The sequence below is a fragment of the Pseudoalteromonas sp. RWi3 genome, assembly GCF_054960735.1.
On the sequence record NZ_JBHNYL010000007.1, the window covers coordinates 174,419 to 187,630 of the forward strand.

The window sequence follows — 13,212 nt, forward strand, 5'->3', positions numbered from 1 at the left end:
TTATAATTAATTTGAATTTTCATTTTAAGGTACAGTTATAAGGCATGCAGAAAAATTTTAACGCGGAAGCTTTTCGTGGCTGAAGCTGAAAACGACAAGCAAAAATAAACGTTTGGAACCACCGAGGTTTGGAGGCGCTACACGCTACACCGAGGGTTAATATCTATTTAATGTATGAGTTACTCGTTGTTTCTAATTTTAAGTAATTAAGTATAGACTGGGCTGGTTGCTTTAACTTGTTTACGTATAAGGATATTAAATTGTCGCAGTCTCTTCCTATTCCAGCCCAGCGTTGGTTATCACTTCTATTGTGTGCAATTACCGCGGCCGCGATCACAGTATTTTTAAGCAACGTCAGTTTTGTACAGCAAGCTTATTTGAAGTGGAGCAGTATATTAAATACAAACCCCGTGCTGCATTATAGTTTTGCTTTTCTTGCCGGCATTGGCATCAAGCTGCTACTGGATAAATTTTATATCTCCCACGCCAAACGCAGTATTGGGTTTAACTGGCGATACCCACCGGTGACGATAAGCTTATGGTTGTCGATAATTCTTATAGGATCGATTTTTTACTTCACTGCAAATTTACAGCAATTAATAGCGGCTGCTTCTAGTTTTAAGTATTTCACCTTAACAATTTTTGGTGCTTCCATAGTTACAGCTTATCAACAAAGTAATGAAAGAATTCGTATTAATTTTGTTGTTTGCTTTTCGCTTATAGCAGTGATTAGTACAGTTTTCATTTATTGGCATATCTGTTATGCGGGTTTTAGTTGGCCGCTTTTTATAGCTGTAGATATTTACATATTCTCTGCAATATTTTTAATAAGCAAATATGTAAATGAGTGCATTAAAGCTAAATGGAATCGTAATCAAATAACTTTGGAGCGCACGAGAAGCCTTAGTTCAAATGATTTTAAAACATTAGATGAGTTTAAAGGCTGGTTTAAAGACGATTCAACTATTAAACATACAGAGAAATTAGAACCTGATTTGCAGGTTTATGCAAAGCGCATGACCGAGCGACTGCGCAACGGTGGTGATGAATATGAAGAAGATATCGCACAGCACATGGCATTATGCGGGCCTTATGGCTGCGGTAAAAGTAGCATTGTTGCCGCGATAGCAAACGAGCTCAAAAAATCTAAAGAGGTAGAAGCTGGATCATCAAATAAAAAGAAACTAAAAGTAGAACAACAAAACAAGGTTAAGTGGATACACATTGATATATCAACATGGGGCGCTGCAAGTGGTAGTGTTGCCCATGTTGTACTTAGCCATATTATCGATGATATCAGCCAGCATATTGATATGTGCGCCTTTCGTGCGTTACCAAAACATTATACCGAAGCGATGAAGTCAGGTGGTAGCGTATTTCAGTTTGCATCTACATTACTAGCAGGCCCAATTGATATTGAGCAAAGCTTTCAAAAGCTAAATGATGTGCTTAAAGCAACAAACCATAAATTACTAATCACGTTACAAGATATAGATCGCGGCACTGGTGATGAAAATGAAAAGCGCTTAAATGATATAGCTGCATTATTGGATAGACTGAAGAATAAAGATTTAAGTAATATCAACTTTATCATCGCAATGGGTAATGAAAATGATATTGCTGCCGAAGTGATATCAAAAGCAACAGACTATAGAGAAGATATTACTCAAATAGATTACTCTGAAATTACTCGTAAATTTATTGAAGAATCCCTTGTAACTGCGGTTAATGAGGGGAGTATTTTAATTATTTGGGATAATCTACCAAAATTCAGGCTTGAAGAGTGTGCTTCAAAAGATAGCTATACAGTACTGGCGGTAGATAACAAAAAACATCTAATACAAGTTTTAAGAAGTCGGGTTAATAATTTATTTAATGATGAAGTGTCAGTTTTTAATAGTGCGGTTATCTCGATTAGAACATTAAAAAAAATCTTCCGTAGGGTAGATCAAAGCTGGCAACAAGATAAATTAATGGGAGAGGTTAATTTTCTATCTTTGCTGTTGGCTTCTTGCTTAAGAGAAGTTCAGCCAATTTACTTTCAAAGATTTATTAGTAACTACGATGAGTTTATTAAGAATAAAAATAAGAATATCAACAAGTTTATAGATCCTAAAGATCAACTATTTATCGACTATTTTAAAGTCATGCTTGGACATGGTGAAGACAGGTTTAAAGTGATGGAAGAGGAACAACAAAAAAAGCCATTATTAACTGCTTTAGAGGAAATAGCTGATAAGTTAGATACAAATAAAGAACCTGAAGTAATACCATTTCAACCAAATGAACTTTTAAAACCGACGCAATCACTTGCATGTATGGACCCAGCAATTGATTATTTAAAAAGAATATTAAATGAGGGTATACGGAAAAACGAGTTAAGTGAACAGCATGTGTTAAAGCGTTTTGTAGAAGTGGCAGATTTTCAGTTGTTAGCAGACGACTTTTGCCATAACTTGCAATTTCAAATAGTTGTATCGAGGTTTGAAGATATCCTCTTTGGTAAAAACGGCATAATGGGAGAAACGCCTACAGAGAAACTATATAGTGCTGTTCTTCAAAAAATAAATGATGAGTACTATACGCATGAAAGTATTTTTACTGGGATTTTTTCAAAAATGTTTGTATACCTTGCAAAACATAAAAGTTTGAAATCCTTAGTTTCAAATATGCTCACAACGTTTGATAAAAATGGTTCTTGGTATTTAATTAGTGAGTGCTTAGATGAACTAAGAAGGAAACTCCCTTCTAGAAGCGATTTAGATAAAAAAATAGAGACTGAAGAAAAGAATTTACTAGAAATTGGCGAGTTATTGTTGGAAAAAGATGTCGATGAGAGTCTCCTCGACTGTATTTATAGTTTAGCGACGCTCGCTAATTATTTTAAAGGTGGTGCTGGGCGGCCTAATTTTACGTTTGTTTTTGAGCTAATACTAAGTAATTTGGGAAGCAATGCTGCTAAATTGTTTGTGAAAATATACCTTGTAGAGAGAGCGAAAAATCATGATAGGACGTTTATTTCTGCAATGAAATATCAACCATTGCCTAAATTAGCTCTTTTATCAAAAGAAGTTAAAAAATTAACTTCGCAAGGGTTTAGTAGTCAAGATATTGATGACGCATGTATGGATCTTGACCTTTTTAGGTAGAAACTAATGCTAGTAAGACTCTTTGCCATGAATAACCACGCGGGTGGAGTGAGCTTTACAGCATAAAGATGATTAGAACTTTTCCTCTGTGCAGCGCGAGCGCCTCGGTGATTTCAGTGATGAAATTGTTTTTTAAATAGTGGCCGGAGTACTGTTTTTCGTGGCTAAAGCCAACTCCTACAAGCGAAGTGCTAGGCTTACAACTCATCGCTTAAAACTCTAGAGCTTATGGCTCAAATTCTCTGCGTAGCGCGAAGCGCCTCGGTGCTCTCGGTGGTGAAATTGTATTTAAATCAAACACCGAGTAGGGCTTTTCGTGGCTGAAGCCATCTCCTACGAGTGAATAGTCGGGCTTAAACATGCTGGGTTTCGCTTCGCTCTACCCAGCCTACCTTACAGCTGAAAGCGCTTATTCTTCTACCGCACTCACAATAAAATACGGGTTCAAATATTCATCTTTAGTATTGTAAACAAGCGGGCTGCCGTCGAGTTTAGTGACTTTTGCACCGGCGATTTCGGCAATGGCGTGGCCTGCACCTGTGTCCCATTCGCAGGTTGGGCCTAGGCGTGGGTATATATCAGCGCTGCCTTCGGCAACTAAGCACAATTTTAGTGAACTGCCTTTTGATACCATTTCAACGTCGTCAAAGCGTTTTACAAACTCAGCTAAATCAGGAGAAGGGTGAGAGCGGCTACCAACTACGCGAATTAACCCTTTATTAGGTTTAGTCGTCACTTTAAGCTCTATGCGTTCATCGCCTTTATCTTTAAATGCACCGATGGCCTCTGCGGCGAGGTAAGAAACGCCAAGAGCAGGGGCGTCTACCACGGCTAGGGTGGGTTTACCGTTTTCGATAAGTGCGATGTTTACTGTGAACTCACCGTTCTTTTTAATAAACTCTTTAGTGCCGTCTATTGGGTCAACTAACCAGTAGCGAGTCCAAGTTTGGCGGACATCCCAGCTGATATCAGCACTTTCTTCACTAAGTACTGGCACGTCAGGGGTTAAGTGTTTTAGGCCGTTGGCAATCACTTTATGAGCTGCTAGATCGGCGTCGGTTACTGGGCTTTCGTCGGCCTTGTACTCAACGTTAAAGTCTTTTTCATAAATCCCCATAATAGCATTACCGGCTTGGCGGGCGAGGATCAATACTTCTTCTAGCAGTTCCGTTTGGTTCATGACTTAACCTTTAATAATTTGCTGTTGTTTTAGATACGCTATCAGTTCTTGCACCGATCGGTCTAGGGTGTTTTTACTGGTATCTAATATTATTTCAGGTGAATGAGGTATTTGGTAGTCTGAATCAATCCCCGTGAAGTGCTTAATTTCACCCGCGCGGGCTTTTTTATACAAGCCTTTAGGGTCGCGACTTTCACAGACATCCAATGGCGTATCTAAAAACACCTCAATAAACTCACCATCACCCACTAATTCCCTGACCATGTCGCGCTCGGCGCGAAACGGTGAAATAAAGGCAGTGAGTACCAATAGGCCAGCATCCACCATGAGTTTGGCAGTTTCGCCCACGCGGCGAATATTCTCGATACGGTCTTCGTCGCTAAAGCCTAGGTCTTTACATAAACCGTGGCGTACGTTGTCGCCATCAAGTAAGTAGGTGTGAATACCTTGCTGATTAAGTGCGCTCTCAAGGGCGTTTGCGACGGTGCTTTTACCTGAGCCAGAAAAACCAGTAAACCATAAAATAGCGGGTTTATGACTTTTATGCTCACTACGCTGTGCTTTAGTAATGGCATAATTGTGCCAAACAATATTCTCATCCATTTTAATACTCTCTTATTGAATCTTGAGTAACGCTGGTTAAAACGGGAATACCAGCGGAATTAGGGTTAATACCGTTATTGAATAAATAACAGAAAGCGGTAAGCCCATTAATACGTAATCTTTTAAGCGGTAATTACCCGCGCTATAAACCATTAGGTTAGTTTGATAACCAAACGGTGATATAAAGCTGGCCGAGGCACCAAATGCAACCGCCATAATAAAGGGCAGCGGGTCTACATTAAAACCAATCGCTAAAGCGTAAGCCACTGGAAATGATAAAGCTGCGGCTGCATTGTTTGTAATGAGCTCAGTGAATAACACCGTCATTATAAATATGGCAATAAACGCGCCGTAAGGACCAAAATCACCGAGTACATAAAACATCGCATCTGATATTTGCCCTGCTAAACCCGTGCCTATCATGAGTTTGGCAAGGCCAATGGCACTGCCCACTACTGCTAGTAACTCGATAGGGAAACGGCGCTTTACTTCATTCAGTTTAATGGTGCCTGTCAGCATTAAGCCGATTAGCAAGACCAGTAGGCCTTTAACAAGTGGCACGATACCAAAAATGCTTAATCCTAATACGGTGGCAAAACTTGCGAGCACTAAATTTGATTGTTTAGAGGCAAGGTGAGTTTGTAAATCAAGCCCTGAGATATACACAAACTCACGCTTTAAATTAGGCAAGGTATAAAAATCTTTACCTGGAGCAAGAATTAATGAGTCGCCGGCTTGTAGCTGCACTTTACCAAGGCCACCTTGTAGGCGGTCATGACCGCGGCGAATTGCGATAACAGCGGCGTGAAACTGCTCGCGAAAACGAATTTCTTTGACTGTTTTGCCAATAAACTTAGATGATTGACTTACGACCACTTCAACGAGGTGCTCTACATCTTTTTCGTGCTTATCATGCACCACTTTTAAGCCATCAAAGCGGGTCAGTAGTGGCACTGATTTAATGTCGCCGACAAACAGTAACACATCGCCAGATTTTATTACTTGCTGCGGGGTTACTGCGCATATACGTCTGTCGCCTCGTAATATTTCGGCTAGGAATAAGTCTTTAAGGTCGCGCAGGCCGTTTTCTTCTACACTTTTACCAATTAATTTTGAGCCGGGCTCCACTTTACCTTCAAGATAGAAGGGCACGACTTCTTGGTCGTTCTTACCGTTGTCGGGTAAGTATTTTAGCATTACTAAAATAGTGATAAGGCCAACACTCAGTGCGCCTAATCCGACTAAAGTAAAGTCGAAAAAGCCCAGCGGTGCCATGCCAGCGTCAACGGCAAAACCATTGACGATTAAATTTGTTGAAGTACCAATTAAGGTAATCGTGCCACCTAAAATAGCGGTGTACGATAATGGTAATAACAGTTTTGATGGTGAATGAGTGGGACTGTCTTTAATTGCGGTAATTAAAGATGCCACTACGGCGGTGTTGTTAGTAAAGGATGATAAAAAGGCCGTTGAAAGGCCAAGCTTGGTCACTGAGCTGGATAAGCTACCCTTCGAAAGTGACTGGGCTAATTTTTGCACTAGCGTGGTTTTTTCAACCGCGATAGACACTAAAACTAATAAAACCAAAGTAATAAGGGAAGGGTTGGCATAGTTTACCAACATGTCTTCAAGCTCAATCAGGCCAGCTAAATAGGCGGTGCCAATGGCACCGACAAAAAGCCATGCTGGCTTTAGTCGAGTGCCAAAAAGGCAACCGACTAAAGTAAGCATAATGCCTGTTAATACTAGCTGTTGATACATGCTTTAAATGTCCTTAACAGGCAAAGTTAGTTATTTAAGCTTAGAAATATCAAGCGCTTGCCAATGTGGGAAGTGCTTGCGTACTAAAGCATTAAATTCAACTTCAAAATCACTAAAGTCACCGCTTTGCTCTTGGCTGGCAAGTGCTTGCTCTACCATGCCCGCTGCAACGGTTAAGTTAGATAAACGGTCGATTAAGATAAACGAGCCAGTTTCGTGATTGTTGTGATATTCATCAGCTAAAATCGTTTCTGTCAGCTCAAGCGTTACAATGGCGATTTCATTAAGTTGTAGGCTGTCTGCGCTGCCGTGTTCAAGGGTGTTCACATCAATAGTGTGATCAATCTTCTTAACGATAGCAGAGGTGTTTTTACTGCCTAACTTAAAGTTATAGCTTTTACCTAGTACGAGCGGTGCTTCATGCATCCACACTAACTTTGCTTGCACTTGGTTCGTCACCGCAACAGTAGAATCAGCAGGAACAATTACATCACCACGGCTAATATCAATTTCACTATTAAGCGTAATCGTGATTGCTTGGCCAGCATATGCTGTGTCTAGGTTACCGTCAAACGTGACAAGTTCTTTAATGCTTGATGTTTTGCCCGATGGTAATACTTTTACTGCATCGCCAACAGATAACTTACCCGATGTTAATGTACCTTGGAAACCACGGAAGTTTAAGTTAGGGCGCACAACATATTGCACCGGGAAGCGCGCTTCAAAGCCTGTGTCGCTTTCGGCAGCTGGTGAGTCTTCAAGTAACTCAAGTAACGGCTTGTCAGTGTAATACGGTGTATGTGCAGAGCGAGTAACCACGTTATCGCCTTTAAGCGCCGACATAGGTACAAACTTAATATCAGAGACGTTAAGTTGCTCAGCAAACTTTAGGTAATCCGCTTTAATGCGCTCATAAACGGTTTCGTCAAAATCAACGATATCCATTTTGTTAATCGCCACAACAAACTGTTTAATACCCAGTGAATCACAAATAAAGCTATGGCGCTTAGTTTGCACTTGCACGCCGTAGCGGGCATCAACAAGAATAATGGCTACATCACTGGTTGATGCACCGGTTACCATGTTGCGGGTGTATTGCTCGTGCCCTGGGGTGTCAGCAATAATAAACTTACGTTTAGCTGTTGAGAAATAACGATACGCTACATCAATGGTAATGCCTTGCTCACGTTCTGCTTGCAGGCCATCAACGAGTAGGGCTAAATCAAGATCTTCGCCGGCGTTACCGACTTTTTCGTTATCTTTATGAAGGGCTGCTAGCTGATCTTCATAAATTTGGTGACTGTCGTGTAATAGGCGGCCAATCAGGGTTGATTTACCGTCATCTACGCTGCCACAGGTCAACATACGTAATAGGCTTTTATCTTGTTGGCGAGCAAGGTAGGCATCAATGCCCAGTTCTCTTACTTCGTTAATTGTGTCGTTAGTGTTAGTAGACATTAAAAATAGCCCTCACGTTTTTTCTTCTCCATTGAACCTGCTGAATCATGATCAATTACTCGGCCTTCACGCTCTGATGACGTTGATAGCAGCATTTCTTCGATAATTTCAGTTAATGTGCTTGCCGTTGATTCCACTGCACCGGTAAGTGGGTAGCAGCCAAGGGTGCGAAAACGCACTGACTTCATTTGTGGTACTTCGCCATCAGCAAGTGGCATACGCTCATCATCAACCATAATCAAGGTGCCATCACGCTCTACAACAGGGCGCTCTTTAGCTAGGTATAGCGGCACCATATCGATGTTTTCTTGGTAAATGTATTGCCAAATATCCAGTTCAGTCCAGTTAGACAGTGGGAATACACGAATGCTTTCACCTGGGTTAACTTGGCTGTTGTAAGTATTCCACAATTCAGGACGCTGATTTTTTGGATCCCAGCGATGGTGTTTGTCACGGAACGAGTACACACGCTCTTTTGCTCGTGATTTTTCTTCATCGCGGCGTGCGCCACCAAAGGCTGCGTCAAAACCGTACTTATCAAGTGCTTGTTTTAAACCTTGGGTTTTCATGATGTCCGTGTGTTTACCAGAACCATGGGTAAATGGACCCACACCCATTGCTAAGCCTTCAGGGTTTTTATGAACGATTAGGTCAAAGCCGTACTCTTTTGACAAGCGGTCACGAAACTCAATCATTTCTTTAAACTTCCAGTCGGTATCAACGTGGAGCAGTGGAAATGGAATTTTACCTGGGTAAAAAGCCTTACGCGCTAAGTGTAAAAGCACCGATGAATCTTTACCGATAGAGTAAAGCATAACTGGGTTCTCAAACTCAGCGGCGACTTCGCGCATGATTTTGATACTTTCAGCTTCTAGTTGCTGAAGGTGAGTTAAAGCCATTGTTAGTCGTCCTACTAAAATGATTAAAGTTAAAAATTAAAAGTGATAAAAATTTGTTCTTATGCCACGTCGGTTAGCGGCTGCGCAAAGCTACTGGTTTGTGCTTTTTCGCCAAACCAATGAAGTTGCTCATGCAAAGAGGCCACTTCACCAATAATCAGTAATGCAGGTGAAATAATGCTATGACTTTCAATTAAGTCGGCTAATTCACCTAATTTTCCTGTTACTACACGTTGGTTTTTACGTGTGCCGTTTTCAATAATTGCGACAGGTGTATCTGCGCCACGGCCATGTTTAAGTAGTTGCGCTTGAATATGTGGTGATTTAATTACACCCATGTAAATTGCTAAAGTTTGATTTGGCTTAGCCAGTGATTGCCAATCTAACTCTTGGCCGTCTTTTTTACAGTGGCCGGTAACAAACTGAATAGCCTGCGCATGGTCACGATGCGTTAGCGGAATACCTGCATAGGCACTACAGCCTGCGGCAGCGGTAATGCCCGGCACTATCTGGTAACTTACGTTATTCGCTGCTAGTACTTGTACTTCTTCACCACCACGGCCATAAATAAACGGGTCGCCGCCTTTGATACGGCATACTTTTTTACCTTGTTTGGCAAAGTCGACCAGCATTTGGTTAGTATCTTCTTGCGCTACACTATGATCGCCTAAACGCTTACCAACACACACTAAATCGGCGTCTCGACGAACCAGTTCCATAATTTCATCTGAGACGAGGTAGTCATATACCACTACATCAGCTTGTTGCATTAATTGCAGTGCTTTTAAGGTTAATAATTCTGGGTCGCCTGGGCCTGCACCGATCACATACACTTCGCCTTCAGGCTCTGGCTTGGCATCAAGAAGTTGCTCTAATTGCGCCATAGCTGATTGCGTATCACCACTTTGAACTTTGCTGACCACAGAGGAATCAAACACGCCTTCCCAAAATTGACGGCGATCGGCAAAATGTTTAAAGCGCTGCTTAACTTTGTCTCTAAAGCTTCCCACTAACGTTGCAAGCGGGCCAATATGCTGTGGGATCAGTGTTTCGAGTTTTTCGCGCAGTCGCCTTGCTAAAACAGGCGCTGTGCCAGCGCTTGAAATCGCAATAGTAATAGGGTCACGGTCAACAATAGAAGGAAAGATAAACGTGCATTTAGGTTGATCATCTACCACATTTACAAATACATTTTTTGCATTGGCAAGTTCAAATACGGTGTTGTTGACGGCGTCATTATCTGTGGCTGCAATAACCAGCATTTTGCCTTCAAGGTGTGATTCCTCGAAGTAGGCGTCAATAAGCGTTACTTCATTGTTTTGTGCATGTTCTTGTAACTCATCACAAAACCAAGGCGCAACTAAGGTAACACTGGCGCGTGCTTTTAAAAATGCACGGCATTTGCGTAATGCAACTTCTCCACCACCCACAACCAGTACAGGTTTATTATCTAGCTTGGTGAAGATAGGTAAATATTGCATTGTAGTAACACCTCTTAACAACTGTCGTAGCATATATGCTTAATAGAAACGCAGAGTATAGCGCGCACAGCGAAGTAAAAAATAATTAAAACCCAGTTCATATAACCAAAAGTTATATGGGGTGTGTTGATTTGGCCTAAGGCTTAGTTAACAAGGGATTGCGGCTACTTTCAAGTAGATTAATCTGCTTATTGTGATTAGTTATGAGATATAGCTAGATTATGATAATTTGCTAATATAGAACACTAATTTTGATACGAGTAGGGTGGTTAATTCATGAATGAAAAACATAAAAATGCAGCGCGCGCTGTCGCCGTTATGGATTTAACAACGCTTAATGAAACCGATACAACTGACACGATCGAGCAATTAGTGGCAAGCATCCAGCCTTTATTGGGTACGCCAGCGGCAGTGTGCGTTTATAGCGAGTTTGTTGACGATGCAAAAGTGTTTCTGGCACAACGTGAGTTAAACCACATTAAAGTGGCCACGGTAACCAACTTTCCAGCTGGTGATGCGGCATTAAGTGATGTGATTAACGAAACCTTAGTTGCGATTGAGCGTGGCGCTGATGAAATTGACTTGGTGCTGCCCTATAAAGCGTTAGCAGCGGGTGATGATGCGAAAGCGCTTGAGTATGTAACAGCTAGCAAAGCGGTATGCCCTGAGCATGTTCAATTAAAAGTTATCATTGAATCAGGTGAGCTTAAAACTCCAACGTTAATTAAGTTAGCAACAGAAATTGCGATTGCCGGCGGGGCTGACTTTGTTAAAACCAGCACTGGTAAAGTGGCTATTAACGCGACACTTGATGCAACAAAAATAATGCTAGAGGCAATTAAAGCCTCAAATAAAGTGGTTGGGTTTAAGGCCGCTGGCGGCGTTAAAACGGTGAGTGAAGCCAGTGATTATTTACACTTAGCGAGTGATATTATGGGGGCTGATTACTTAAACCCGCAAACATTCAGATTCGGCGCTTCGAGTTTATTAAGCCAAGTGTATAACGTACTAAATGAAGCGTGACAGTGAACGCGAAAAAATAGCCCTTGAGCATGGGGCTGCTAAGTTATTTTTACGCTGTTACGAACAGCAAACCGGTATTCATATGCGCCACATTTGGCATAATGAACCGAATAGACCTGATGTAAGTTGCTATCAAGCAAATGAGCAGCTCGATATAGAAGTAGCGCATTTATACGCCAGCGAAACCGAAGCAATGGCCGTGTTAGGCCGGCCATTGTCGATACAAATGCAATGTGACTTAGCTGATATGGCACAACAGCCCAGTGAACACCGACTGCAATCAGCACTAGGACGATTACTCAAACAAAAAGCCACTAAGCGCTATTACTCAAAACGCACCTGGTTGCTAATTCGTAATGCCAGCCCCATCTGGAATAGAAGAGACTTTGAAGCAACAATCAAAAAAATAGCTTTTCCAAAAAACCATCAATTTGAACAAATATGGTTACTGTGTGATTTTTACCGCGGTGAGTTATTACGAGTAGATTAAAAGCGGCTAGGGGATAGCCGCTTTTTTATTTAAATTTAGTCAATTTGAAATATGCTACCTAGGCTTTCGAGTCCTGATTTTTGCGTTTTAGCAATGCACTTTGAATCATCAAGGTGCTTTTTAGTGGCTTCATCGGCAAGCCCTGTCACTGCTAATTGCTTTTCTTGTTGATATTCACGCAAGGCAATAACTGTTTGACGGTCGTATTCAACATCTTGCGTATCAAACTCTTCATAATGTGGCTGATTTCTCAAATAACCTAAACAAACAAGATTCATGCGAGACATCGCTAAATCCATTTTTTCATAATGTGGCATTCTATGATTCGGTACATCAACAACTACCGCAGCTGGTGCTTTTTTGCTGATTGCTTTTGGCGGTGGTGGTGCGGTATAACCTGCTGCAAGCGTGTTATTTTGGTTATAGCGATAGTAGGTATCTGGGACTTTAGTTTCTAAAAACTCCACCGCTTTGATTATTACTTCTCGCAGCGCTTTTTCTTTCGGTGTGTCTGACCAACCACTAAGGCTGCCACCAACTAGTGCGCCACCAAAATTAGTTGCTGCGCTGGTAAAATCGAAATCTTTACTGCCACCTTCAACGCTGGTTGCAGCAAGAATACGTGAAGTGCGCGTATCAATTAAACGTAAGTCAATGGCCATGTGCGATCCAGAAAAACCAGCTGAGACAGAACTAAACACATCACCAATAAAACCGCCTGACCCCACTCGAGCACCAGAGTTGTCATCATCGAACTCGGTAACCGCTGCAACGACTACAATTTCGGCGCCTTCAATCTGCCCATAAGCCGCACCTGATTGTGCGCTCACTCTGCCAGAGACTGCTAAATCTTGCTCTGAAAGTACGGCATCTAATGCTTGGCGCTCCAATACAATAAAACGGTTAGTACTTACAAGTGCGGTGGTGAGTTGATCTGCCATTCCTTCACCTAATTCTTTACGCCACCATCGTGAGTCATTTGATTTATCAGTAAAGCGTGCAACAGCAATTCGGGCTTTTGGACCGTTGTATTGCTGCTTTGCTACTTCGTTTATATCTGGTGAGTTTTGCTCTGAGGTTACTTTAGTTGAGGTGCTTTGACAGCCTGCTAGCCCAGTTATTAATAAAGAACTCAACAGTATCGTTTTTGTGGTTTTTAGCATGTTAT

10 protein-coding genes are annotated in these 13,212 nt (G+C 41.6%); 3 read left to right on the plus strand and 7 right to left on the minus strand.

What is annotated here, in order from left to right; all coding sequences use genetic code 11:
• The first annotated feature begins 260 nt into the window (after positions 1-260).
• Positions 261-3,149 carry a P-loop NTPase fold protein gene (locus tag ACFI4Z_RS11510; RefSeq protein WP_462670709.1) on the plus strand — a complete coding sequence of 963 codons (2,889 nt, stop codon included), beginning with the start codon at positions 261-263 and terminating at the stop codon, positions 3,147-3,149.
• Positions 3,150-3,558: 409 nt separating this feature from the next.
• On the opposite strand, the gene cysQ is transcribed toward ACFI4Z_RS11510, so the two are convergent.
• The 6 genes from cysQ to cysG are packed head-to-tail and all read right to left on the minus strand — an operon-like array spanning position 3,559 to position 10,531.
• Positions 3,559-4,329: a 3'(2'),5'-bisphosphate nucleotidase CysQ gene (cysQ, locus tag ACFI4Z_RS11515; RefSeq protein ID WP_462670710.1), complete on the minus strand. Its 771-nt coding sequence runs from the start codon at positions 4,327-4,329 to the stop codon at positions 3,559-3,561.
• Positions 4,330-4,332: 3 nt separating this feature from the next.
• Entirely contained in the window at positions 4,333-4,932 is a 600-nt protein-coding gene (gene cysC / locus ACFI4Z_RS11520; protein WP_099295615.1) for an adenylyl-sulfate kinase, read from the minus strand.
• Positions 4,933-4,968: 36 nt separating this feature from the next.
• Positions 4,969-6,693 carry an SLC13 family permease gene (locus ACFI4Z_RS11525; RefSeq protein WP_099295616.1) on the minus strand — a complete coding sequence of 575 codons (1,725 nt, stop codon included), beginning with the start codon at positions 6,691-6,693 and terminating at the stop codon, positions 4,969-4,971.
• A 30-nt stretch (positions 6,694-6,723) separates the two neighbouring features.
• Entirely contained in the window at positions 6,724-8,151 is a 1,428-nt protein-coding gene (cysN, locus tag ACFI4Z_RS11530) for a sulfate adenylyltransferase subunit CysN (protein WP_462670711.1), read from the minus strand.
• On the minus strand, positions 8,151-9,050 hold the full coding sequence (cysD, locus tag ACFI4Z_RS11535) for a sulfate adenylyltransferase subunit CysD (RefSeq protein ID WP_394193354.1): 900 nt from the start codon (positions 9,048-9,050) through the stop codon (positions 8,151-8,153). The genes cysN and cysD overlap by 1 nt, the downstream gene beginning before the upstream one ends.
• A 59-nt stretch (positions 9,051-9,109) precedes the next feature.
• Complete coding sequence (gene cysG / locus ACFI4Z_RS11540) at positions 9,110-10,531, minus strand: siroheme synthase CysG (protein ID WP_099295619.1); 1,422 nt, start codon at positions 10,529-10,531, stop codon at positions 9,110-9,112.
• Positions 10,532-10,807: 276 nt separating this feature from the next.
• Between cysG and deoC the strand changes: the two genes are divergently transcribed.
• Both deoC and ACFI4Z_RS11550 read left to right on the plus strand, forming a co-directional pair.
• The gene (deoC, locus tag ACFI4Z_RS11545) at positions 10,808-11,554 is read left to right on the plus strand and encodes a deoxyribose-phosphate aldolase (RefSeq protein ID WP_462670712.1); all 747 of its coding nucleotides are present in this window, start codon (positions 10,808-10,810) and stop codon (positions 11,552-11,554) included.
• Entirely contained in the window at positions 11,544-12,044 is a 501-nt protein-coding gene (locus tag ACFI4Z_RS11550) for a hypothetical protein (protein ID WP_099295621.1), read from the plus strand. The genes deoC and ACFI4Z_RS11550 overlap by 11 nt, the downstream gene beginning before the upstream one ends.
• 35 nt (positions 12,045-12,079) lie before the next feature.
• Here the strand turns inward: ACFI4Z_RS11550 and ACFI4Z_RS11555 are convergent, their stop codons facing one another.
• Positions 12,080-13,207 carry a CsgG/HfaB family protein gene (locus tag ACFI4Z_RS11555; protein WP_462670713.1) on the minus strand — a complete coding sequence of 376 codons (1,128 nt, stop codon included), beginning with the start codon at positions 13,205-13,207 and terminating at the stop codon, positions 12,080-12,082.
• Positions 13,208-13,212 lie beyond the last annotated feature (5 nt).

What these genes read in the sequence shown, in the direction of transcription:
- cysQ (WP_462670710.1), bottom strand. Translation starts at nt 4,329, where the DNA reads ATGAACCAAACGGAACTGCTAGAAGAAGTATTGATCCTCGCCCGCCAA.
- cysC (WP_099295615.1), bottom strand. Translation starts at nt 4,932, where the DNA reads ATGGATGAGAATATTGTTTGGCACAATTATGCCATTACTAAAGCACAG.
- ACFI4Z_RS11525 (WP_099295616.1), bottom strand. Translation starts at nt 6,693, where the DNA reads ATGTATCAACAGCTAGTATTAACAGGCATTATGCTTACTTTAGTCGGT.
- cysN (WP_462670711.1), bottom strand. Translation starts at nt 8,151, where the DNA reads ATGTCTACTAACACTAACGACACAATTAACGAAGTAAGAGAACTGGGC.
- cysD (WP_394193354.1), bottom strand. Translation starts at nt 9,050, where the DNA reads ATGGCTTTAACTCACCTTCAGCAACTAGAAGCTGAAAGTATCAAAATC.
- cysG (WP_099295619.1), bottom strand. Translation starts at nt 10,531, where the DNA reads ATGCAATATTTACCTATCTTCACCAAGCTAGATAATAAACCTGTACTG.
- deoC (WP_462670712.1), top strand. Translation starts at nt 10,808, where the DNA reads ATGAATGAAAAACATAAAAATGCAGCGCGCGCTGTCGCCGTTATGGAT.
- ACFI4Z_RS11550 (WP_099295621.1), top strand. Translation starts at nt 11,544, where the DNA reads ATGAAGCGTGACAGTGAACGCGAAAAAATAGCCCTTGAGCATGGGGCT.
- ACFI4Z_RS11555 (WP_462670713.1), bottom strand. Translation starts at nt 13,207, where the DNA reads ATGCTAAAAACCACAAAAACGATACTGTTGAGTTCTTTATTAATAACT.